This window comes from Cellvibrio mixtus subsp. mixtus J3-8, from assembly GCF_000766945.1.
Lineage (GTDB): Bacteria > Pseudomonadota > Gammaproteobacteria > Pseudomonadales > Cellvibrionaceae > Cellvibrio > Cellvibrio mixtus_A.
The window spans coordinates 160133-185677 of sequence record NZ_KN266213.1; the positions used below are offsets into that span (position 1 = coordinate 160133).

The 25545-nt window shown below is 46.2% G+C and carries 15 protein-coding genes and 1 riboswitch; of the genes, 8 read left to right on the forward strand and 7 right to left on the reverse strand.

The window, feature by feature from the left end; translation table 11 throughout:
* Window positions 1–63 precede the first annotated feature (63 nt).
* The 3 genes from A596_RS19055 to A596_RS19065 all read right to left on the reverse strand — a co-directional run bounded on the left by A596_RS19055 (window position 64) and on the right by A596_RS19065 (window position 4507).
* Window positions 64–1797, reverse strand: coding sequence for a pentapeptide repeat-containing protein (locus A596_RS19055; RefSeq protein ID WP_039917809.1), 1734 nt, complete (start codon window positions 1795–1797; stop codon window positions 64–66).
* A gap of 285 nt (window positions 1798–2082) precedes the next feature.
* The gene (locus A596_RS19060) at window positions 2083–3246 is read right to left on the reverse strand and encodes a helix-turn-helix transcriptional regulator (protein WP_039917811.1); all 1164 of its coding nucleotides are present in this window, start codon (window positions 3244–3246) and stop codon (window positions 2083–2085) included.
* A 55-nt stretch (window positions 3247–3301) separates the two neighbouring features.
* Window positions 3302–4507, reverse strand: coding sequence for a helix-turn-helix transcriptional regulator (locus A596_RS19065; protein WP_039917813.1), 1206 nt, complete (start codon window positions 4505–4507; stop codon window positions 3302–3304).
* Window positions 4508–5224: 717 nt separating this feature from the next.
* Here A596_RS19065 and ettA point away from each other — a divergent pair.
* The 4 genes from ettA to A596_RS19090 all read left to right on the forward strand — a co-directional run bounded on the left by ettA (window position 5225) and on the right by A596_RS19090 (window position 11366).
* Window positions 5225–6889: an energy-dependent translational throttle protein EttA gene (gene ettA / locus A596_RS19075; RefSeq protein ID WP_039917817.1), complete on the forward strand. Its 1665-nt coding sequence runs from the start codon at window positions 5225–5227 to the stop codon at window positions 6887–6889.
* 551 nt (window positions 6890–7440) lie between these two features.
* On the forward strand, window positions 7441–8463 hold the full coding sequence (locus tag A596_RS19080; protein WP_039917819.1) for a nucleoside hydrolase: 1023 nt from the start codon (window positions 7441–7443) through the stop codon (window positions 8461–8463).
* 66 nt (window positions 8464–8529) lie between these two features.
* Window positions 8530–9894, forward strand: a complete 1365-nt coding sequence (locus A596_RS19085; protein ID WP_039917821.1) for a hypothetical protein — start codon at window positions 8530–8532, stop codon at window positions 9892–9894.
* The gene (locus A596_RS19090) at window positions 9894–11366 is read left to right on the forward strand and encodes a hypothetical protein (RefSeq protein WP_052417686.1); all 1473 of its coding nucleotides are present in this window, start codon (window positions 9894–9896) and stop codon (window positions 11364–11366) included. Before A596_RS19085 ends, A596_RS19090 begins: the two co-directional genes overlap by 1 nt.
* Window positions 11367–11426: 60 nt before the next feature.
* On the opposite strand, the gene A596_RS19095 is transcribed toward A596_RS19090, so the two are convergent.
* The gene (locus tag A596_RS19095) at window positions 11427–12677 is read right to left on the reverse strand and encodes a transporter substrate-binding domain-containing protein (protein ID WP_039917823.1); all 1251 of its coding nucleotides are present in this window, start codon (window positions 12675–12677) and stop codon (window positions 11427–11429) included.
* A gap of 98 nt (window positions 12678–12775) precedes the next feature.
* Complete coding sequence (locus tag A596_RS19100; protein ID WP_084128642.1) at window positions 12776–14269, reverse strand: cobyric acid synthase; 1494 nt, start codon at window positions 14267–14269, stop codon at window positions 12776–12778.
* Between the two features lie 139 nt (window positions 14270–14408).
* Here A596_RS19100 and mprF point away from each other — a divergent pair, with 139 nt between their 5' ends.
* Window positions 14409–16991 carry a bifunctional lysylphosphatidylglycerol flippase/synthetase MprF gene (mprF, locus tag A596_RS19105; RefSeq protein ID WP_052417687.1) on the forward strand — a complete coding sequence of 861 codons (2583 nt, stop codon included), beginning with the start codon at window positions 14409–14411 and terminating at the stop codon, window positions 16989–16991.
* Window positions 16988–18367, forward strand: coding sequence for an AcvB/VirJ family lysyl-phosphatidylglycerol hydrolase (locus A596_RS22320; protein ID WP_052417688.1), 1380 nt, complete (start codon window positions 16988–16990; stop codon window positions 18365–18367). Before mprF ends, A596_RS22320 begins: the two co-directional genes overlap by 4 nt.
* A gap of 106 nt (window positions 18368–18473) precedes the next feature.
* Here the strand turns inward: A596_RS22320 and cobO are convergent, their stop codons facing one another.
* Both cobO and A596_RS19120 read right to left on the reverse strand, forming a co-directional pair.
* Entirely contained in the window at window positions 18474–19127 is a 654-nt protein-coding gene (gene cobO, locus A596_RS19115; protein ID WP_052417689.1) for a cob(I)yrinic acid a,c-diamide adenosyltransferase, read from the reverse strand.
* An 80-nt stretch (window positions 19128–19207) separates the two neighbouring features.
* Window positions 19208–21175 carry a TonB-dependent receptor plug domain-containing protein gene (locus A596_RS19120; RefSeq protein ID WP_039917824.1) on the reverse strand — a complete coding sequence of 656 codons (1968 nt, stop codon included), beginning with the start codon at window positions 21173–21175 and terminating at the stop codon, window positions 19208–19210.
* A gap of 123 nt (window positions 21176–21298) precedes the next feature.
* Window positions 21299–21475, reverse strand: a riboswitch (cobalamin riboswitch).
* Between the two features lie 152 nt (window positions 21476–21627).
* Here A596_RS19120 and A596_RS19125 point away from each other — a divergent pair.
* Both A596_RS19125 and A596_RS19130 read left to right on the forward strand, forming a co-directional pair.
* Complete coding sequence (locus tag A596_RS19125) at window positions 21628–23985, forward strand: TonB-dependent receptor (protein ID WP_084128645.1); 2358 nt, start codon at window positions 21628–21630, stop codon at window positions 23983–23985.
* A gap of 97 nt (window positions 23986–24082) precedes the next feature.
* Window positions 24083–25423, forward strand: a complete 1341-nt coding sequence (locus A596_RS19130; RefSeq protein WP_039917827.1) for a YncE family protein — start codon at window positions 24083–24085, stop codon at window positions 25421–25423.
* The last annotated feature ends 122 nt before the right edge of the window (window positions 25424–25545 follow it).

Here is a 25545-nt window from a genome sequence, read left to right on the forward strand (position 1 = left end):
GATGCCTGGAGATAAAACCTTGTTGTTATTGCGCATAACAACAAGGCTAATAATTAATTATTATCAGGCAAATGCATCCTGTAGATTTTTAGCAGCTTCTACCGCAAAACATTCAATGTAATCGCCCTGCTCGATTGAACCTATCGCTTTTTTCAGTGGAACACGACGCGGGGTAAAGTGGAATAAATCACTGCGCTGGGCATAGTGTCGAACTTTATGGCTAACCAATACCTCACCCGGTTCTGCCGCCGCCTCCATCCGTGCTGCCATACTTACTGCAACGCCTTCCAAATCCAGAATGTCCGTCACTTCGTTATGCACCACCGCTACTTCACCCAATTCCATCCCGATGCGCAATTCAAAACCCGCAGCACGCAGTACATTGCGAATCATGCATGCGCAGGAAACACCGGCAGATGCATTTTTAAAAGTAACGCGCAATGAATCCCCTTCCATATTGGGATGCCCGGCCGCGAACTTTTTCAGGATAGGTTTTACCAAACCACGGAACAATGACAACTTTTCTGAAAGCTCGCCTTCCGACCATTTGGAGAAACCTTTCAAATCCATAAATAAAATGGTGAGGTTGCGTACCTGGTCTTTTTCATGGTCAACCGCCAATTCCAATAAGCGTGGCCAGAACTCTTCGCGAATCGCGCCAATTTTTTCCTTAAGCTGGGTATGCAATTGGGTATTGGTACGCAACATTAATTGCGCTAGTTGAATCCGCTCGGCCTCAGCTTGCAATTGGCTTTTTAATTCCGTGGGATTGTGCACACCCACTTCTTCAACCACAAATTTAACCAGGGCACCGCCCGCTACATCACTAATGGATTTCAAGCGAATAATTGTCCCCCAATGCACTGCCGTCAGATGCTCAATAAAAATTGGCAGTGTTGCCAACTCATGATCAACAAGGCGATAGGGATAACGCAACTCAATAGTGATAGCTTCCGCAAAAATGCGTTCAAATTCATGGGCGCGATAAAGTGTTTTTTCCTTTCCGGATTTATCCCAATAGGCATAACTGCATTCGACGCTGGCGATACTCCAACCGGTAGTCACCAGCTTCCACAATTTTGCTCCGGTAATATTGGCCCCAATTAATTTTGATTTACTGAGGTTGGCAGCGCGCAAATCGCAATGGGAAAGATTGGCTCCACTGAAATCGGTTTTAGTTAAATCGAGATTACTTAAATCCACACCACTGAGATTGGCTGCTTTAAATAATGCACCATTGAGGTTTGCACCGCGCACGTCTGCGTTGGTGAGGTTAGCGTTATTAAATAAAGTGTTCGATAAATCCGCACCTTGTAAATTGACGCCCTCAAGATTGGAGTTGGATAAATCCACCCGCGCCAATTGTTGGCCTTCCAGGTTACTTCCCGCCAAGGATACCTCGCGCAGCATTAAACCGCTGATATCATGGCCACGAAAATCAATATTCTCCAGGCGCGCATTGCGGGTATTCGCCGTCAGCATATTAGTCATAAATAAAATCGAGCCACTCATATCAGTGTTGCCGAGGTTGGCTGCGATTAATTTTGCATGGCTGAAATCATTGTTCTGCAAAAATGAATATTGCAAATTGGTTTGAATCAGATCGGCGCCTTTAAAACTGCATTGGGTAATGTGGGAATTACGCAGGGACACTTTGGACAAGTCATACTCATCCAGGTTAACACCAACCAGCTCTATACCATCCAGATCAATTTCACCCACCGCCCGGCGCTTGCGCCACAGGTTCCAGGACTTCGCCCCCCTGTCGAGTTCTTGAAGAATACGCTCTTTATCCATGCTGGTACTGCTCTCTAAAATTCGTGGTAAAAATTCTCTCGCACCTGCCAGGCAGGTGACTCCAATTGCCGGATAGTTTGACCTGGATTGCCCAATTGAATTGTTATGCGTGATCGCCGGGAAGGGCATTTATTGAGGGCGCTAATATAACGCCACAGGGTGGCGCTTTTCGAGCAGTTAATGGGTTTTTTGGCGATTTAGCACGCCATTTAACGGGATATTACAATTTTTGACAATTGTAGCTGGCAGCGGTAATTACCGATTCCTGTGTGGATATTGCGGGGGCTAAACGTCATTATCCAGCGCTACCAGCAACCTGGATAATTCCACCTGGGAGTGGGTACCGGTTTTTTGCAGGATTATCTTGAGTTGGCTGCGCGCCGTTTCCAGGGTTGTACCGCGCATTTCGGCAATATCGCCAATATTTTTGTTTTTTAACAGGGCTTTCATAATATTGCATTCAGTGGGTGTCAGCGCGTAGGCCTGCTGCATATAAGCATCCGAAAAATTGCCAGGGCGATCAGGATCACTAACAAATACGGCTATCGCAATCCCTTCTTTGCTTAATTCATTCTCTGCCCGGGTATCTACCGGTGTGATGGTCAACCTCAGTGGTTTCGATTGAAAATCGGTCCCGGCAGCCAGGGAAACTGCTTTCCTGGACTTACGTAATGTGCCTTGCGGTGGCCGGATCAAACGTTGAAATACAGATTGCAGCTGCTGATTCTCTTTATCGCCCGTCAGGTAGAGTTTTCCCTGCCTGCCGATTTCAAGTACAGCATGTGACTCCAGCACGCGCGCAGCTTCTGCGTTAGAAAAAATAACCCGCAAATTACGGTCTAATAAAAAAACGCCCTGGTTAATCCGTTTCAATACTTCTTTAATCGCCTGGTTCACCTGCTTGATGCTACTCAAGTGATCATGGATTTTTATTGCCTGTACCATATGGGGCGTAATACGCCGCAAGAATTCCTCGGCACTGCTATCCAGGCCAGATGAGCCGGTATGTTTTCTAATACCCAATCCCGAGCAAGTCATGTTGTCATGCAGCAAAATAATTCCGGCGCAGAATTGCAATTCAGGCATGAAGGTTTCCATGTATTCAGCACCCACCAGATCTTCATAAGTGCCGCCTGTAACGCGGAATAAACCTGTCGGTGTAGCCAATTCCCCTTCTTTTAACCGGGATAGTTGTATATGCATCCGCGCTGCTTCCACATCGATAAATTCACGCAAATACTTTTCAATAATTCCACCACATGTTTTTGCTGCTACCGCAAAATTCCGCGCCCGGCATTGCGCATTGTAAAAAAACAATGTGCTTTGATGGGCTCCACAAGCATCGGTAATTGACTGGAGAACATCACTCCATAAGCCAGGGTCCAGTGCGGCTTCATAAATTCGGCTAATGAGTTGGCTTTCGTAATCACCCGGTTCATAGTGAGACATCATCCGATCCTTCCGGCAGGCTAGCGATGAATACATGGTAAGAAAGCGCCGGACCTCAATCATCCACCAAATGGGTGGCATGGACAGCCGGCCGGTCAATTATCAACGATGTATTTGCAACATCATGGCTCAACAACATTAACAAACGAGTCAATTCAGCCTGATTAGCAGTGTTGGTTTTATGCAGAATCGATTTAAGTTGCCAACGGGCAGTTTCCAATGTTGTTTTTCTTTTTCGTGCAACATCGCCAATGCTATACCCACCCAGTAGCAATTGGACGATGGCCCCTTCCGTACGGGTAAGCCCGAAAGCCTGCTGCAAATAATCCAAAGGCACTAATCGTTGTCGCTCGGGATCATTTAAAAAAATAGCAATTCGCACTTTATTTGTACCTATAACTGCCTGCTTATCCAAAACCACGGCGGTTAGTTTTAGCGGGTGAGCCTTCTCGGGTATCCGTAACGGCATGGTAAATTCACTTGCACAAAGACCCTCACCAGCGCAATTTCCCTTTAGCAATTGATGCAAGCGCTCATGAATTTGTTGCCTGCTGTCGTTTATTTCCAATTGATGGTAACGATTGATTTGTAACGCAGGATTCTTAGCGAGAATATGTCCGGCCTCTGCGGTGGAATAAACCACTTGCAAATGGCCATCCAGCAGCAATACCCCAAGGTTGGAGCATTTAAGTGATTCAATCAGTGAAATATTTGTACTTTTAACTGCACTGGATTGATTATAAATATGCAACGCACGCGCAATGTGTGGGGCCAAACGCTGTAAAAATAACAACGCCCCGGCCGGCAAAAAATATTGAGCATCTGCAGAATAGAAGCCAAGGGAAGAAGCAATATTGTTGCTATTGATAAGAGGAATAACAGCACTCATCTTTTCAAAGGTGATTCGGTCTTTATTAACAGAGGAAGTTAAGGAGTACGCGGTTGAGGGGAAATGTTGCGAAAGAATAACGGCACCTTCTTGCCAACCGTTAAATAACTCTTTGATTTCATTCACGTCCAAATGAGCGGGGTTGAAAAGTGTTACCCCGGCACCGTTTGCGGTGCACTCACCACTGCTGGCAATTTCCATTAAATTGCGTTCAGGGTAGCTGGGATCAAAAAAAATAAGTTGCCCGCTATCTGCACCTATGTGAACCACTATGGCTTCGATAACTGCTCGCCACTTTTCCGGAGCCAACGCCGCAGCATAGATATTATGCAGCAACTGGTTTTCTTTTTCGCCCAATTGAAATTCAGTCATCAAGCAAACCGTCCGTGCCCTGTTGAAGAAGCAAGCTACTGGAGATTAATCCAAATAATATGCCAATGCCACCTATATGGGGGATGAGTCGACATATCGTTCCAGCCAGGCTGAAACTGCAATCGTGCAGCCACACATCCGCCTTATCCTGCCAGGCAGCCGGAAAATTTGCTTGCAAAATACACCGTCGTTTTTATGGCAGGCAGAACAATTCAGCTTGATTATGGCACGGGATTTCAAACTTCAAAGTTACACAATTACCGGGAACAATTTCAACTTGAGAAATTAAAGAATTTTTCCAAACTAACCAGTGAGAAAACATTAGCAGCACAAAACATTAGCAGCACAATTGGGTACGCTGTATAACAATGACATAGATTCGCTCGAATTTCTCCCGGGGCTATTTGCGCAAGAAGCAACAGGCGGAAAGTGGTGTGGGGATTTGAAGAAATCGCTGTAGTACACGAAGCAAGGCAACAATATTGCCGATCAGCCGGACAGATTTCTTGTGCTGTCCGGCCCGGCAGTGCAAATCCAGCCAGATCCGCAGGTTAATGCTTCATCTCCATCAATCCTATCGCGCGTCATAAATACGGGATTCTCCTGCCGAATGCTTTCACTCGCCCATGGCTTTCTTTATAGTACGCCCGCGAAAATTATTTCCTGTCATTGGCGATTTTTCATTCACATAATCGTCACACCGCGAGGTTAAGCCCCATGGCTCAATACGTATATACCATGCACCGCTTGGGCAAAGTTGTGCCCCCCAAGCGTGAAATCCTGAAAGACATCTCCTTGTCATTTTTCCCGGGCGCCAAGATCGGCGTGTTGGGTTTGAACGGCTCCGGTAAATCCACCTTGTTGAAAATCATGGCGGGCATAGACCAGGATTTTAACGGTGAGGCACGCCCGATGCCTGGCATTAAAGTCGGTTATTTGCCACAAGAACCCCAGTTGGACCCCGCCAAAGATGTCCGTGGAAACGTGGAAGATGGCGTGCGTGAAGCGGTAGATGCGCTGGCCGAATTGGACCGTATCTACGCAGCCTACGCCGAAGCCGATGCAGATTTTGATGATCTCGCCAAGAAACAAGCACAGTGCGAAGACATTATCCAAGCCTGGGATGCCCACAACCTGGATCACACCCTGGAAGTTGCTGCCGACGCGCTGCGTCTGCCGCCATGGGATGCCGATGTAACCAAACTGTCCGGTGGTGAAAAACGCCGTGTGGCCCTGTGCCGTTTGCTATTATCGCGCCCGGATATGTTGTTGCTCGACGAACCAACCAACCATCTGGATGCAGAATCCGTATTCTGGCTGGAGCAATTCCTGCAAAAATTCACCGGTACTGTAGTGGCGATCACCCACGACCGTTACTTCCTCGACAACGCCGCCGGCTGGATTCTGGAGCTGGACCGCGGCCATGGCATTCCTTATGAAGGCAACTATTCCAGTTGGCTGGAGCAAAAAGAAGCGCGTTTGGCACAAGAACAACGCGCTGAAGCTGCACACCAAAAAGCCCTGAAACAAGAGCTGGAATGGGTTCGCCAAAATCCGAAGGGCCGTCAAGCCAAGAGCAAGGCACGTTTGGCGCGCTTTGATGAATTGCAATCACAAGAATTCCAGGCGCGTAACGAGACTAACGAAATCTACATTCCGCCGGGTGAGCGTTTGGGCGATAAAGTTATTGAATTCCATAACGTATCCAAAGCCTATGGCGACCGCTTATTAATCGACAACCTGAGTTTCACCGTACCCAAAGGGGCCATTGTTGGAATTATCGGTGGTAACGGCGCCGGTAAATCTACCCTCTTCCGTATGATTGCTGGCCAGGAAAAGCCCGATAGTGGTGAAGTCGTGATTGGTGAAACGGTTAACGTTGCCTTTGTTGACCAAAGCCGCGATAACCTCGACAACAACAAAACCGTTTGGGAAGCTGTATCGGATGGCTCCGATATCCTCAAAATCGGCAACTACGAAGTTTCCTCACGCTCTTACATCGGCCGTTTTAACTTCAAAGGTTCCGACCAGCAAAAACGTGTGGGCGAATTGTCCGGCGGTGAGCGTGGCCGTTTCCATTTGGCCAATACCTTGAAGCAAGGCGCAAACGTATTGCTGCTCGACGAACCGTCAAACGACCTGGATATTGAAACCCTGCGTGCATTGGAAGATGCAATTTTGGCCTTCCCTGGTTGCACGCTGGTGATCTCGCATGATCGCTGGTTTCTTGACCGTATTGCGACCCATATCCTCGCTTATGAAGGCGATTCGGACATTGTTTTCTTCGAAGGTAATTACACTGATTACCACGAAGATTTGATCAAACGTAAAGGTCAAAACGCACAACCACAACGAATGAAATACAAACCGTTGAAGGCGTAAGCTACTGCAGTAAAAAACAAAAGAGGCAGCCGGTTGGCTGCCTCTTTTTTATCCAGTTTTAAATTATTGAATCCACATTATCTATTTCATTTGCTAACCCATTCGCAACTTTGCAACATTACATTCCCTCTTATTTCTCTCATTGCCAATTTCTCTTATTAATTAGCTCTACTATTTTTTAAAAATTGTTTTTGTGTATATCCGAAACACTTTTTTCGGTTTCCCCCATCTACGCAATTCGAAAATTGCATTTCATCAAGAACAAATAGTAGTAATTTTAAAAAAATTTTCCGATTCAGTTTATTAAAAAACTGCCTGTTTGTTCTTTTTAAATTACATCTGCGCAAAGTTTCAACAATTAGTCACCTAAATCCACGCCAATTCATTTTAGCGCGTAATAACACGTAATAACCCATCATTAATCCAGCATCTATGCTTTTTTGACGCAAGTGCTCGCACTTGCTATTTAACACCGCGCAACAGGGAGTTGATCAACTTGCGGACCTTTATAAAAGAGATTCAAAAAAATTTCCAAAAAATAAGGATTCGTTATGAAAAAAAATGAAAACAAAATCCGTGTCTTAATTGATACCGATGCTGACTTTGATGATTACATGGCAATGCTGTATTTACTCAAGCATCCCGATATAAATGTATGCGGCATCACTGTCACCGGAACGGGTGACGTTCACTTAACTCCCGGAGTAAATAATGTCAGCAATATGCTGACATTATTAAATGACCGCGACACGCTAAATATTCCCGTTGCACGCGGCGCAAAAGCCCCTATGATTTACAGCAATACCTTTCCCGGTGATGCCAGGAATGCTGCTGACCTTCATTACGAAGCGCCCTTTCCCGCACAAAATCCCATCGCGCCACTTGATGATGCGCAAGTATTTTTGCGCGATTATTTTATTAATAGCGATACACCAACAACACTCCTGTGTATTGGTGGTGGCTCCAATTGGGGGCGCCTGTTCGACACAGCTAAAAGCGATCCGGAATTACGTGCAGCACTGGATAAAAACCTGGAACACATTGTGATGATGGGTGGAAACCTGTTGCCGGAATTTGTAACACCCGGTGCAGAAGGCAATATCCAACCCACCCTGCAACCAAATCCTTACTACACCAACAAGGTTGCGGAATGGAATATTTTTGTGGATGTGCGCGGCGCACAAGAAATTTTTGCCGGCGGCATTCCCATTACCCTCGTCGCCTTAAATGCGACCTCACAAGTTCCTATCACTACTGATTTCGTTGCACAGCTCGCAAAAATTAATAACCCCATCGCGAACTTTCTGACTGAAGTGTTGGAGAGCAGCACCATCAAAGGCGGCATCGGCGCTTACCTGGATTTTTGGGACCCCCTGGCCGCGTGCGTAATTACCAATCCGGAGCTAATCACTACCCAATCATTTTCTATTCGCGTTGAGCAGGAGCTCGATGAAGAAAACGATAAGTCCGGCATGATCATTGTCGATGAGAAAAATGGTTATTCCGTGAATGTCGCATTAACGGCAAACGCCAATGCGGTGTACAGCACATTTCTGGAAGTCATTGCCAGTTAAACAACGCCGTACGTCACCCTATTTATATTTCAATTTTATATTTTTCTATCTATTCAGGATCTTGTTATGAAACGAGCACTCTTTGCTATTGCCTGCAGTATTGCAGCCGGTAGCGCACTTGCAGAAAGCGCTAAAAACGAAGCTTATCGCAACGCCGCTGTTCCGGCGCCAGCGAGCTGGCAAGGGCCAACATTTAAATTAAGCCACGATTATCCACAAAAAAAACCGCAACCTTGCAGCGTTGCTGAATGTCCCTGGTTGGGAATTCCATTGCCAACCAAAACCAATTTCACTGATGCCGGCATTCCCGTTTGGAAAGAAGGTGGCGTTTACGATAATTACATCCAATCCATTCTCGATTACGTAAAAAAAGGCCAGACCCTGGATTTAAATAACCAGGAGGGTTTTAAAGTCGATGTGAATGGAAAAACCGAATGGTTCCATATTCCGTGGATGGCATTTGATAAACACACCGGGCGCGAATTTGTTCATGGTCTAACAAATGAACGTACCGCTGTTATCAGCGATTTTTATGGCGAAGAACGATTGGGTTTACATTCACTCATCGGTGCCACACCCGGTAACGAACAAGGTTTTGAAACCTGGGCTGTCGGTATGTACAACCGTTATGGCGGCTACACCATTGGCCAAAGCTGGAGTAAAAAAGGCACACCCAATATTGAAACTATTAACGGTGTTAAAGCCACAAAAGGCATGCCGTTTATGCAAGGCACCGTAGTCGTTAAATTTTTATTTACTACCGCTACACCGGAAGAAGTTTCTTATTTAAAAGGCAGCCCGGAATGGCAAGCCGATCGCCATGTTGAGGTGGATAATAAATTCCAATGCAAACGTGAAGTGCAAACTGTTCGTCTCGTGCAAGTCGATGTAGCAGTTGTTGATGAACGTTCTCCAAGCCGATGGGTTTACGGCACCTTTGCCTATCTCGACGGCAAAGGAAAAACTGTGTGGGACAATTTAAAACCTGTAGGTTTGCAATGGGGCATGGATTCCTGGACATTCCCTGCCGTACCTAAAGCAGAATCAATTCCTGCGCGTCAAAGTGTGTTGAATAAATCCATCAGCGCGTTTGAACATTACGGTTGCAACGGTCGCCTTGCGGGCCCGGTTGATAACAAACTCAGTTCATGCCTCTCTTGCCACGGTGGGGCTTTTGCCAATACCGCCGGTTATACCTTCTCTGAAGGAACTTACGGTCCACCTGTATTTGGGTTTGAAGGGTTATGCACACAGTACAGCCAGGACAACGCAGAATATTTCCAAACCATTCAATTCCCGCAAGCGTATACCGGCGGTAATTATCCGGATGCGATGAATATGGATACCTCACTGCAAATGCAAATTGCGATGCAGGAATGGGCGTTGTTTAAACAAAAAGGCACCGCTGCTGCAGCCTGTGAGGTTAACTAATGAAAAAATTAATTCTTGCTTCCTGTTTATGCGCGGCAACCAGTTCCATCTTATTTGCAACAACAAGCTCCGCCGTATTTGCCGCCGACAATTTATATAAAGACCTTAAACCAGTCGTTAGTGGCCAGCATTTGAATGAAGTTCCGGCGCAGCCTTTTGCTGCGTCAGGCGTGGTAAAGCGCCCCTACTTTGATTATTTCAATTGGCAAAACTTTATCGCGTTGATGTGGCCCAGCAAGGTGGATTCACACGGTGTGCCTTATTTGCCCCACGATAAAAATGTGTTTGGCAAATACAGTTCAGACCTGCAACCGGTTTGGTTGGGTTGGAAATCGGCATTTGATTTATTTCCGCAAAACGGTACCAAGCCTATCGCGTGGGAAAAAAATAATGGCACAGCGGTTTGCCGCAATATAAAACCCGGTGATAAACGCGCGGTGTTAATTAGCGGCTCACAATTCACGTCTGTTGCGGATGAACTTGATCAAGCCTTTGGCGGCCCATTGCCAGATCAAACCGGGATCTTCACACGCTATGAAGTACGTATGAATAAAGTGGAATACGATTACGTACGTAATAACGGCTATTACAACAAAAGTAATTGGCCAAGCGACGGCGTCAATTTTCCTGCCGGAAATGGTAAAGACGTTACCGGCGTTATTGAGGTGAAGGCGGCCTGGCGCGATTTGCGTAAAGTCGATCCCAAATTCCACCATCGTTTTTTCACGCTGGACAATGTGTTGGTATCCATTCCGGAAACCTGTAGCGATAAACCCAACAGCATGATTGTGTGCGATTGTGAAGCGACCAAAGTGGGCCTGGTCGGTTTCCACATCGCGCAAAAAACACCGGATTTTCCACAGTGGGTTTGGTCTACCTTTGAGCAAGTGGATAATTTGGGAGAAGATCCGAGCACACCAAAAGATATGCAGCCTTCGTATTACGATCCGGAGCTTTATAAAAAATATCCTAACGTATTACGTGCAAACCCGGCAGCGCATCCGGGGTCAAACCGTGTTCCTGATTCGGGTGATTTCAATCCTGAGCCAATTAATGTGGTGCGCCTGAGTCAAATTCCCGATACACCAAAACCGGCAACGGGCGAAACCGATTATTCAACCACCGGGATGAATAAAATGTATCGCGAAATGTTGAAAGGAACTGTATGGGAGCATTACCAATTGATTGGTAGCCAGTGGCCACAATTACCATCCATTTCCGCCAAAACCCCCACAGACAATGATTTTGGTTGTGAGGATGGTACCGAGGTACAAGCGGGTGGTATGCCATTTCCACAATGCCAGCTGGCAAATATCACTATGGAAACGTATCACCAATACGATAGTTGTATGAATTGCCATCAAGGTGCGCAACGCGCCGGTGCGGATTTTAGCTGGATTCTCGCCGCACGCGCCTTTCAAGCAACACCGAAGGTTGCACCATTGACCGTTCCAAAGGAAAACAAAAAATAAATTGGGATGTATGCAAATAAAAACTGCCGCAATTGCGGCAGTTTTTATTCCAGCAGAAAATTATTGTGCTTGCGATAAAATTTTTTCTACATCCACACCAAACACCATAACACCCAAGGGTTCAAATTTTTCTTCGGTATAGAGCGGCACACTGATATGAAGTTGAAAACGCTTGGTGGATTCATCGTAATTAATATCACCAAAATAAAACGTGCTCGCAGGTTTATCGTAAGCACCCGTAAATTTCTCTTCATCACCCTGCCAATAATCCGAAGTCATATCACTAATAGCCAGGTTTAATCCACGCGCATCAGTAACAATAATCTCGGTGATAACATCCATGGATTGTTTTTTAATTTCCCGCAACTGTGCGGATAATTCCTGGTCAATCAATTTAATCGGATAAGCAAAGTCGTTCGCCTGAAATGCAATACGCCATTTTTTGTCGCGCTCCAGAATTTCGTTTTTACTCAGGCTTTTGGTTTTGGCGTTTTGTGCACGCAATAATTCCTCCAGTTTGGGCAAACGTTTCCAGCGTTCAATTTTGCGATGTAATAATTCACGGATCTGCTGTTTCTCATAATCGGAAACAGCAAAATGCTCTGTTGCACATTTATTGATAGTGGTATTAAAACTGGACAAAAATGCCGGATTGTTATTCAGGAATTGCTCGTTGAAATAAACACCCAGCGGCACATAGCGAAAAAAGCGGGACTGGAAATTGTCCGGATTCAATGTTAGTTCTTTTGCAGCACGGACGAAATTTTCACGATCCGCGAGGATCACATCAATCCGCTTACCCTGCAACAACTTAATTAATTGCGGCAAGTTATTCGCACTCATATCCACGGTATAGCCTGTTTCGCCCAGCCAGGTTTCCTGTTGGCTCCCCAGGATCGAACCCAACCGGTATCCCTCACGCCAGGATTCAGGAGCGATAGTGTCGCTTCGCCAAAACCAATACCAGTTTTCCAATACCATAGGCGCAGACAGTACGGCATAAGGATCAACCTGGCGCATGGGGATTGCAGTAAAAAAACCGTCGATGCGATTACTCTTCACATCCTGGTATGCGCGCCGCCAGGGCATAACCTGCACCGTAAATTCACGCCCCATATCGTTAAAAATGCATTCCAGGTGAGGCAACAAATTTTGCCCGCTACCTGTGGGCAAATCGGAACTGAACGCCGATGAGATATTGGTAGCAAGGTTCACCGCTATCGGGCCAGCCGCCGGCGTTTCCGTCGTAGCGGCATCACCCGACGCAGCAGAGGAAATAACGAATGACATTATGATGGAAATCAATCGCATAACGGCTCCCTGGATACCAATCCAATTTGTATTGGCGCGCAAACTTCCTGAAAGTATAACCCTTAATATTGTCCTTGCTGGTTTTCCGGCAGAACGGGTTACAACAGTGAAGACCAATCCGCCAAAAATGTTTTTGACAAAACAGCTTCCACTTCGAGCGCGAGGCGGGCAATAGATTCTTCCCGCAAATGATCAATCGACAACGTTTGCGCCCCCTCAAACCCTGCCCAGGTTAACAGCTCAGCCAAGGCCACAGGTTGATCGAAAATACCGTGAATATACGTTCCTGCAATTTGACCGTCATGGCTTATTGCGCCCTCTGCTACAAGCTCTTCCCCTTCATATAAAAAACACAAAGGATTGAGTAACGCATTCCCATGACTAATACCACAATGAATTTCATAACCTGCAACAGTTGAACTTTTATTCCATAAAAAGCCATGGCGCTGTCGTAATTGTTTATACGCTTCCAGTTGGGTGTCCATTGCAAAATAACCAAGGCCAGGCGAACTACCCGGTGCAGATTCAATACCTGACGGATCGTGAATATATTCGCCCAGCATTTGAAAGCCACCACAGATTCCCATTATTTTCCCGCCGTAACGCAAATGGGTTTTAATCTGTACATCCCATTGTTGATCACGCAGAAATTGCAAATCGGCGCGAACATTTTTACTGCCGGGAATAATTAATAAATCACAACCGGGTACAGCTTGATTAGGCCCTACCCAACTAAAATCCACCTGTGGATGTAAACGCAATGCATCAACATCGGTATGGTTGGATATACGTGGCAATGCCAATACTGCCACGCGTAATTTTGCACCGGCTTTGCGGGCATTACTCGTGAGTGCGTCTTCGGCATCCAGATACAACCCATGCAAATACGGGACAACACCCAATACCGGCTTGCCGGTTTTTTGCTCCAGCCAATCCAACCCGGATTGCAACAAACCAATATCGCCGCGAAAACGATTAATTACAAAACCAATCACACGCGCACGCTCGGATTCGCTCAACAATTCCAATGTGCCTACCAAATGTGCAAACACACCGCCGCGATCAATATCGGCAATCAGTATCACCGGACAATCCACCGCTTCCGCAAACCCCATGTTGGCAATATCGCGATCACGCAAATTAATTTCCGCCGGACTGCCCGCGCCCTCTACCACAATAACTTGGTATTGCTGCTGCAATCGCTGGTGGGAATCCAGCACAAACGCCATCGCGCGGGTTTTGTAATCATGGTAAACCGCTGCGTCCATATCGGTAATAGCTTTGCCCTGAACAATTATTTGCGCGTTGATATCGCTAGTGGGTTTAATCAGGATCGGATTCATATCCGTGTGAGGTTGTAATCCGGCGGCTTGGGCCTGCAATGCTTGCGCGCGGCCAATTTCGCCACCATCACAAGTGACAGCAGAATTCAAAGCCATATTTTGTGGCTTGAATGGAACTACGGCTACTCCATGGTTTTTCAAGATGCGGCACAGCGCCGTTACCAATGTCGATTTACCTGCATCCGAGGTGGTGCCTTGCACCATTAACGTCCGTGCGCCGGGTGTTAACGGAGCTTTGTGATTTGCCATGAATAACAACCTGTAAAAAAAACGAAAAATAATTTAAACGACCTGTAAAACCGCAACCAGTCAGCCCAATTAGTGTCTGTTATGCACTCGCACAGCCATGAGCTAGACTGTCACTCACATTCCCAAGGGCGGGCAACGATTGAAACACTCACACATCCTTATTAATGCTATCTCCCTGTTAGCAGCAGTTGCTGCTTTTTATATGGTTGGCAGGGAGATCCATACCTACAACATTACCTGGGCAACTACCGGGGAAATTTTACAGGATTTTCAGTGGAGTACCTTGCTATTAGCATTAGGTGCTACTGCTATCGGCTATCTGATATTAGCCACTTACGATCTACTCGCGATTTATCATTTGGGTTACAAAATTCCCTGGCATAAAACCTTGCTTGTCAGCTTTCTCGGTTTTGCAGTAAGTAATAATGCGGGCCATGCGATTGTCACTGGCGGAGCCATCCGCTTTCGTTATTATTCAGCACTGGGGCTGAATGCAACTTCCATCGGCAAGATTATTGTTTTTTCCAGCTCGACCTATTTATTAGGCGCAGTAACTTTACTGTGTGCCGCCTATTTTTTTTTGCCGCAGGATGAACTCAACCACCCGGAATTACTAGGCGGCCACCTGGCCTGGTTTATTTGGGGAATCCTGTTGCTGCTGGTGATTTATTGGTTGCTAATATTAAGCGGCCGCCACCGCTTGCAATGGAAAAAAATTAACATCAGTTTACCTCCTGCACGCATTACAGCATTGCAAACCTTTGCAGGCATTTGCGATTTATTATTTGCCGGCGTAGTACTTTATTGCTTGCTCTACCCCGCAACCCAAATGCATTTCATGTGGTTCTTTACTATTTATATTCTGGCGCAATTGATCGGTTTATTTAGCCAGGTCCCCGGCGGAATTGGCATTTTTGAAAGCGCATTTCTATTATTGGTGGGCGATGCCCACGACCACCAGATTATCCTGATCGCCTTACTTACCTATCGCTTGATGTATTTCCTGTTACCTTTATTAATTGCACTGGCTATATTTGCCATCACCCAACACCAGTCGTTGCGGGAGAACTGGCAGAAAATCCCTGGAGTTACTCGTATGCAGCATATAATCGCAACCACCAGTATCTTCTTGCACCGCCGTTTACCGGTGTTCCTGTCCCTTCTTGCGTTGCTGGCCGGCGGGATTCTATTGTTATCGGGAAGCACGCCGGGTATGCCCGAGCGGCTGGAAACATTGACCGATATCATTAACCTGCCGCTCATTGAACTTTCGCATTTACTGGGCAGTGTGATCGGCGTTTTTTTACTGATCCTTGCACGCGCTATTTTGTTGCGTATTAACACTGCCTACCCGCTTACTCTGGTTTTTCTGGGTGCCGGAATTATTTTTTCCCTCACCAAAGGGCTGGATTATGAAGAGGCCGTTTTCCTCAGCGTGTTGTTAATATTATTCATTCCCTGCAAATCGTATTTTTATCGCAAATCCAAACTGGACATGCATTTACTTACACCGAAATGGATTCTTCTCATCGTTGCCATCATCGGCTTAAGCACGCTGATCGGTTTCATTACCTATCAGGAAGTGGACTATGCACATGAACTTTGGTGGCAGTTTGAATTAGACGCGAATGCATCGCGCTTTTTGCGTGCAACATTATTAATTAGCGTCGTTGCATGTGGTGCGCTGCTGCATTATTTATTATCGCGCGGGCAATACAAGCCGCACCTGCCAGACAATGAAGAACTGCGTGAAGCGGAAACTATTATCCAGGCACAAAAAAACACCGAACATTATATTAGCTTGAGTGGCGATAAATATTTATTTTGGGGGGAAGCACGCGATTGTTTTATTGCTTACATCACTACCACCAAATACTGGATTGCACTTAACGATCCGTGTGGCAACAGTGCAAGTTTCAAGGAGCTGGTAAAAGAATTCCGCGCCCATGCAGACTTGCATGGTGCGAAACCGGTTTTCTATCGTATTACCACCGAACATTTACCATTGTATGTAGATTTGGGTTTAAACCTGATCAAACTCGGCGAAGAAGCCCATGTCGATTTAAGCAATTTTGCGCTTAAAGGTAATGCCTGGGCTTCATTCCGTAGCACTATAAATAAAATTATCAAAGAGGGTTTCACCTTCAGGATTATTCGCGCTGCCGATATTGAACCACACCTGCCCGAATTAAAGCAGGTATCCGATCAATGGCTGGATCATAAAAAATCCCGTGAGAAAGGTTTTTCACTCGGGTTTTTTGATGAAAATTACCTGCGTTTTTTTGATATTGCAGTGGTAAGCAAAGAGGATCAGATCGTTGCCTTCGCCAATTTATTGCACACTAATTTGCCCAATGAAATTTCCATCGACCTGATGCGTTACAGTGACCAGGCGCCTAAAGGAGCGATGGATTATTTGCTTTCCAACATTATGCTGTGGGCTAAAGAGGAACAGTATTATAAATTCAATCTGGGCATGGCGCCCCTGGCCGGGCTTGATGACGATGAGCTTGCGCCCTTCTGGCACCGTCTGGGCTCATCAATATTCAGAATGGGTAATGAGTTCTACGATTTTAAAGGCCTGCATCATTACAAGGAAAAATTTCACCCGCAATGGAATCCGGTTTATTTAGCCCTGCCACGCGGTGGCCATTTAGCACCCGTAATATTTACCATTACCAATGCCATATCCGGTGGCATCAGTGGAAGTTTTAGTAAATGATAGAAATCGTCCGCACCGCTGTATGGTTTTTATTGCTCGTGTCAGCCTGTTGCAATGCCCAATTCCCGTTCCAGCGTCAATCGGCCATTCCAGACCAACCGGAAAGATTTAGCTGGGGCGATTTCGGGAATACATTTATTTATGCGGGTGGCACTGAGGGTGTTCAATTAATACTGACAGATACAGAACACCAGACGGTGGCAATGGGCTATGCAGCGCAACTCAGCCAGCAAGGCAATCTCAGCGCCGTATTAACCATTGAAAACTATTTGGCAGGAATAACACAACGCAATGCCAGTTGTTTTGATGCAGCAACACCATTATCGGTTTATGCGCAGGACATCCAGCAACATCACCAGTTCCACCATTTTTCGCAACCCTTTATTACCGGTTTTGGTATGGCAGGCAGTTATTTATTTGCCATGCTAACGCAAATTCCGAAAGGTATTTTTCGCGGTGCTTATAGTATTAACTGGAACGATAACATCGCTTTGCCCGTTGCTCCCTGCAATAACAGCAGTCAGTTTTCATGGAACCCGACTCATCATCATGCACTGCTCAACACCGATTCACTTCCGGCAACACCATGGAAATTATTTAATACTCATCCATTGATCCAGCAATGGATTCCTGATTATCCGCTATTAAAAAACTGGCAGGCAGACAAGCAAAAGTTCGAGACTTCGTTGAAGCAACCATTAGATGACGATGATAAAAAAGCCATTGCCAATATTCCGCTTATTGAAATTCCCGCCATCGATAGCTCAACACGTAATTCAGACAATAAGGACTTATTAGCGATTGTTATTTCCGGCGATGGTGGCTGGGCGAATATCGATAAAGACATTGCCAATCAATTAGCGCAAGAAGGTATCGCTGTGATTGGCTGGAATACGCTGGATTATTTTTGGGAGGAAAAATCAAAAACAACCATCGGAAAAGATTTACAAGCAACGATTGATTACTACACCGCAGCCTGGGATAAACATCGTTTATTGTTAATAGGGTTTTCGATGGGCGCCGATGTCATGCCATTTATGGTGAACCAACTTGATAACGAAACCAAAGCCACAATAACCAGTGTCAATTTGCTTAATCCATCAACCAGCGTTGATTTTGTGTTTCATGTCAGTGGCTGGTTGGGAAGCTCCGGAGAAGCTGCGCATGTGCTTTATCCGGAAGTAAAGGATTGGAACCAATGGACAACACGTTGTTTTTACAGTGAGACTGAGCAAAGCCTGTGTAAAGAAATACAGGAACACAGTGCACAAAAGCCGGACAAACAACAATTAATTTATTTACCCGGCGATCATCACTTTGATGGGGATTACCAAAAACTGGTGCAGTTTATCCTGGGAAAAAGTGAATCGAAGTAATTTTTTACCATCCAATATTTGCTGCTACCACACAATGATTTTTGTTACCACGCAATACATTTCAGTTACCACTCAATGATTTTTGTCACCACGCAATATATTTCAGTTACCACTCAATACCTTTCTGTGCTTTTACGCCGGCATTAAAGGCATGTTTTACCGATTTCACTTCACTGAAAGTATCAGCCAGATCTTCCAGGTATTTTTTGGCGCCGCGACCGGTAATGATCACATTCTGGTTACGCGGACGATTTTGAATGGCTGCTATCACTTTATCTTTATCAAGGTATTTATAATTGAGCATGTAAGTAATTTCATCCAGCAATACCAGATGGATTTCCGGATCGCGAAACACATGCTCGCACTCCGCCCAAACTTGTTCCGCTGCGGCACGATCCTGCTCGGCATTTTGGGTTTCCCAGGTAAACCCGGTGCCCATCACAAAATATTCCAGTTGCGCGTTAGCACCACGAAAAATACTTTCGGTTAAAAAATTCTTTTCTCCGCACTCCCAGGTACCTTTAATAAATTGCACGATGGCAACTTTGTAACCATGACCAAGGCAGCGCAACGCTGTACCAAAACCCGACGAACTTTTACCCTTTCCATCCCCTGTCAACACAATCACCACACCACGATCTTCATCCGCGCGCGCAATTGCAGCATCTACAATTTCCTTGCGTTGTTGCATGCGTTCTTTGTGGCGTTGGGCTTTGTCGTTATTGGGAATAGCGTCGTTTGATGAAATATCGTCAGTCATGGTCATTCTCACCGGGGCATATAAACAGGTAATAAAAAAGCGGACAGCGCTTGCGCACTGCCCGCCCCAATTATCACCACTTAGAAACGATAAGTCACGCTAACTTGACCATTGCGTTCTGGCTGCGGGTATTGACCCCACACAGAATGATAGCCGGCATACAGCTCGTTAGTAATGTTGTTAAGGCGCGCACTCAACTCCAATTGACGATAGTTGTATACCGCGGCCAAATTAAAAACTGTTAATGGGTCCAGTTTGGCCTGGGCATTATTTTCGTCATCACCTTTATAACGTGATCCGGTATAGACACTTTCCAAAGAAAAGGTCAATGGCGATACCGGCGTAAACAACACAGTAAATGCAGCACTGTTTTCAGCAACGAATGGTACTTGTTTACCGTCGTACGTACCCTCTACCACTTCAGCATCGGTGTAAGTGTAGTTAAAGCGCAACGCTAACTCATCACTTAAACGTGTATCAACATCCAACGTGAATCCCTGGCGTTCGGAATCGGGCAGATTGATATTGGCATAGTTAATGGAATCGTACACGATCTCATCATTCAACCTCATTTTGTACAGCGCATAAGAAACATGCGCATCCGTACCTTGCCACTCCACACCCAACTCAGCAGACTCACCAGTTTGCGGTTTTAAAAATACGACATCAAACAATACCGCATTATTTTCATCTGCATTTCCAAAACGGAAACTTTCGGCGAAGCGTCCATAACCCCGCCATGCATCGGTAAATTGATAGCTCAAACCGAATTCACTCGCATTCAGGTCATCCTCCTGAACTTTATTCTTCAAATAATTTTGATCTTCCACTTCTGACTGACGCGTACCGATAGTCGCGGTTAGCCTGGACAATAATGGATACACTAACTGCGCGTAATAACTGCGTTGCTCCTGATTGGAATTTACTGGCTTCCAAATATTGTTACTTTCATAATCACTATCAATATGGTCATAACCCAGCGTAGCTATTGCGGTACCATTCGCGGTTTTATATTCACCGATAACACGCGGTGTTAAACTTTTAACACGTACAGAATATTCAGTGGGTGACGGTGTGGCCCCGCCCCAATAATCATCATAAAAATAAATTCCTTCTTCATTGCGATCTGAATATTCCGTCAGTAATTGCCAATGCTCTGACAAGTTAACACCACCACCAAAACGCCAGGTATCAGTATCCTGGTTACTGTAATCATTTGGGGAGTTTGTGCGGTGGCGGTCAATTGCCGCTTGAGCATCAGAAATAGAACCGGGCAAACGCAGCTCATCTTTTACTTGTTGTCCATCGGCAAATACAAAACCGTACCCAGAATCGTAACGCACACTTGCCAATACGTTTTCATAGGCGGTGTCGTTATTATCACGGTAGTTATCCGCAGCGCGTTTCTGCGCGGATACACTGTAACTCAAACCATTTTCAAAACCCTGACGCACATTCGCAGTGTAATCTTCAAGGTCGTCACTGCCGCGGGCAGCACTAACCACACCATCAACCTCACCAGCAACAGCACGCCTGGTAATAATGTTGATCACACCACCAACAGCTTGATCGCCGTACAACACACCCGCACTGCCCTGCACAATTTCAATACGCTCGACATCTTTCAAAGAAACCGTATTTAACGCGGGTGCGGCTAACGATGGATTATTTAATTTGCGGCCATCAACCAATACTAAAACGTTGTTAGTACCGGACAAACCACGCATGGACGCTGTCACATTGCGCGCACCGCTGCCATCGGAGTCAGTTAATTGAATCCCAGCCTGGGTGCGCAACACTTCGGATAACAATTTTGCACCACTCACACGGATTTCTTCCGCAGAAATTACTTTAATTTGAGTAGCAACCGGCAACTGTGCCGTTTCACTACGGGTCGCACTGACATAAACAGTTTCGAGTTTTTTCCCATCATTTTTTTGGGCAGCAGCAAAAGCAACGGGTGAACCAATAATGGCGGCACTCAGCGCACTGATAACAAAAACGGTCGACTTAACGGTTGGCCGAATAACGGTTGATGATCTAGACATGAGATTCCTCAATCCTGAATTAGGGATGAGGGAGGGAAAGCGGAAAAAAGATGTATGGGCAGAGCCCAAAAAATACAGATTTCCACCGATGTAGCCCTCCGCGACATCGTGAACAATTAAGAGCAAAGCTCTGGTATTGAGGCTGGTATCGGACTCATGGCGATTAACATCGCAGCATTTACCGTTGCGGGGGCAGCGTCGGGTTTGTATTACCGATTTAACAAGTATTGGCTTGTACCGGTAAAACGCACCGACTTCCCATTGACTCTGATCCGGGATGCATCCATCGCAATGGACTTGCACATCTATCAGACACCTCGGGCGCGCAAGTTACGGTGACAGTAACGACAAGTCAAGAAATCGACCGATATAAAAAGTCTTCACTTTTAATTTCGTTATAGTATAACATTGCCTACAAGTTCAGCGTCATTAGATCGAATCCAGAGGTAATAATGAAAAAATCCCTAGTGTGGGCTGCAATGGTATTAGCCAGCCAATCCGCATTGGCCCAAATTCAAGGCCAGGTTCGCGATGAAACCGGCCAACCGATTACCAATGCGACTATTGAGGTGGTAGGCACCAAGCTCAGTACCAAAACCAATGAGCGCGGCGAGTTCACCTTGCCAACCCAGCGCGATGGCCATGTGGAATTACACGTTCGTGCTCCGGATTACACCCACAAAACATTACACGTGCATGACGGTGATGGTCCGGTTGAGCTGGTATTGGCAAGCAGCAGTATTGAAATCGTGAATGTGATTGGCCTGCCCTGGCATGCATCGACGATGGAATCTGCCCAGCCAATTAATGTACTTAGCGCCGACAAATTGCGCGATCGCCAGGCATCGACCCTGGGCGAAACCCTGAAGCATGAAGTGGGCGTGCACTCCAGTTACTACGGCCCTGTTGCAAGTAGCCCGATTATTCGCGGCCTTGACGGCCCACGTGTTTTAATCACCCAAAACGGTTTGGATGCGGGCGATGCATCGCGCGTTGGCCCCGACCATGCCGTTGCCACTGAAGCATCTACTGCACGGCAAATCGAAATCCTGCGTGGCCCAGCCACCTTGTTTTACGGCAGCGGCGCTATCGGCGGGGTAGTTAATATCGTTGATGACCGCGTTCCACAAAGCACCGAAACCAACGGTGAGTGGCGCCTGGAGCATGACTCTGTTGCTGATGACCAACTCGTTTCTGCCAGCGGTAATTCCGGTATTGGCAATGTTGGTTTGCATCTCGATGGATTCTGGCGCGATGCCGGCAATTACAAGATTCCCGGCCCGGCAGAAATTGAATCCGCCGAAGAGCACACTGAAGAAGGTCATGAACATGACAACACCGGTCGACTCGCCAATTCTTTTGCCGAAGCCAAGGGAATTAATGTCGGTGGCAGTTTTATTATGAATGAGGGTTTTGTTGGACTTTCCTACGGCCACCTCGAACGCCAATACGGAATTCCCGGCCACAGCCACGGCAATGAAGACGTGGATGTCTATGCCGATTTAAAACAGGATCGCCTGCAATTTATCAGCGAGCTAACACTCGACCACGATTTTTTCAGCGCAACCAAAACGCGTTTTGGTTTCACCGATTACGAACACAGCGAAATTGAAAACGGTGTTGTCGGAACAACCTTCAACAACGAAACCGCTGAAGCGCGTTGGGAATTATTTCATCACCCGCTCGCAGAATGGCGCGGCGCACTCAGCTTGCATTACAAACACAGCAATTTTGAAGCAATTGGTGAAGAAGCGTTCACCCCACCGAGCAAGACCGACACGTTTGCGCTGGGGCTAATGGAAGAGCGTCACTTTGGCGATTGGTTAGTGCAATTGGGCGCACGCGTTGAGCAGGTAAAAATTTCGGCGAATGATATCCAGCTGGATTTAAATGAACACGCTCACGCTAATGAACACAACCACAGCGGTGAATTCATTCGCGTTTTCGATTTTGATCATGAATCCACCCCCTTCAGTGCCTCTGCTGGTGTGGTTTGGGATTTCACGCGCGGTTACAACATCGGTTTATCTTACACACACGCAGAACGCACACCGTCCTCCGCTGAATTGCTGGCGTTTGGCCCGCACCTGGGGTCAGGGCTTTATGAAGTCGGGGCGATTTTGCAATTGATTGAAGAAGGCAATCGTTTCCATTTTGATTTAGCGCGCACAGACCTGGAATTGGAAACATCCAATAACCTGGATTTATCGCTGCGTAAATTTGAAGGCGATTTTGGTTTTGTATTAAACGCATTTTACAACCAGATTGATAACTATTATTACCTCGCAGAAACCAACGCGGTTTATGAAGTAGAACACGATCATGGTGCGGAAGAACACTCCGGCGGCGAACACGAACATGCAGCCGAATTACCGGTATTTATTTATCAAGCACGCGATGCCGAACTCTACGGCTTCGAAGGCGAATTTAATTGGCAAGTGAGCACGCCACTCAAATTAAGTTTCACCACTGATTACACCCGCGCCCAATTAAAAGAGGGTGGCGATTTGCCGCGCATTCCGCCGTTGCGTATCGGAGCGAGTGCCGAATATGAAATGGGGAAATGGCGCGCGGAGCTCAGTAGCCAACATTACTTCGAGCAAGATAAAACTGCGCCACTCGAAGCTGTTACCGGGGATTACACATTGGTCGATGCCCAGGTCAGTTACGTTATTAGCGATAGATTAAAAATCTACCTGAAAGGTAACAACCTCACCGATGAATATGCGCGCGTCCATGCATCATTCCTCAAAGATAAAGCACCGCTACCTGCGCGTAGTTATGCACTGGGTATTAGCGGCAGTTTTTAATTAATTAACTGTAAACCAAACAATTACCGGCGTACTCATTTATTCGTTGAGTGACGTGTTACGCCTGAAAAATACTAATGACTCAAAGGTACTGACCATGTTGCAACAATTTTTTGGAAATCCATTAAAAATTTCACCGCTGCTATTTGCATTTGCACTGCCTGCCGTACTCACAGGTTGTGGTGGTGGCGATACAAAAATTGTGGAGCGCGATCCAATTCCGATTGAAGATGACCACGACCATGATGACGAACCAACCAATCAAGGCCGCTTATTAGTAGCCATTAAAGATCAGCCCAAAGTGGGAATATGGGATATCACTGAAGCAACCTTGCTCGAGGAATTCACACTGACTGAACCCGCCAGCGCACTTTATGCAAGCCCTAGTTATCGCTATGGTTTTGTTATCCAGCGCCTTGCCAATCGCGTGAACGTAATTGATAGCGGTTTATCGCAAGAAGACCATGGCGATCACAAACATGATTTGGTTGAAGCGCCGCGCTGGTTGGCATTTGGCACCGATAAAGCGCGCCCGACACATTTCACCCTCACTGAAACCCAATCGGTTATTTTTTTCGATGGCAACGGCGATACCACCACACCAGCGCAAGTCGGTGTATATACCGAAGAGAATATTAAAAATAACACTGCGGGAAATGTACTGGAGTACACAACTCATATGCACGGCGCAGCGCAAGCCCGTGGTGATTATTTGCTTTCAACGATTCGCGATCCATTAATTACCACCAGCACTTTGCCCGATAAAGTTGGCCTTTATAAAGCGAGCAATGGCATCTACACCGAACAACAAGTATTTAGCGAAAACTGCCCAGGTTTTCATGGCAGTGCGCAAAACAAAACCCAAATCGCTTTTGGCTGTACCGATGGTGTTCTGGTTATCACCCAAACTGGCGATAGTTTTAATGCGAAAAAAATTGCCAATCCGGCAAATTTTACTGGCACGATGCGTATAGGAACCGTATTTGGTGATAAGCATCGCGCAGAATTTGTCGGCATCGCCGCAGGTCAATTTTTTGCGATTAATACCAGTACCGGATCCATTACCCCCATCAATTGGCTTGATGCTAACAGCACCACCACACCGACCGCACTTGCTTACGGTTTTGCAGATCACGGTGAATTGTTTGTCATTCTGGATAGCGTGGGTGTGATCCATTTATTAAATACTAATAACTGGAGTATCAGCACAAGGATTCAGGCAATTACCAGCAACCTTGCTGCACTGCCAACTGGAAGCCGTTTTGAATTGGCGTTAACACCCGGCCATAAAATTTATGTGAGTGATCCGATTGCAAACCAAATAAAACAAATTGATCTGGCTGAAGCTAAAGTAAGCAGCAGCTTGCAGCTCACCGGCTCACCGGCAAAAATTGCGTGGGTTGGTATTGCCGAACCGGCGGGCGATCATCATCACTAAATGCTAAATGCTAAATGCCGCTGACTACAGCGGCATTTTTTTATTACATATTGCGATTACATAATTGTTATTTGGATTTGGATTTGGATTTGGATTTGGATTTGGATTTGGATTTGGATTTG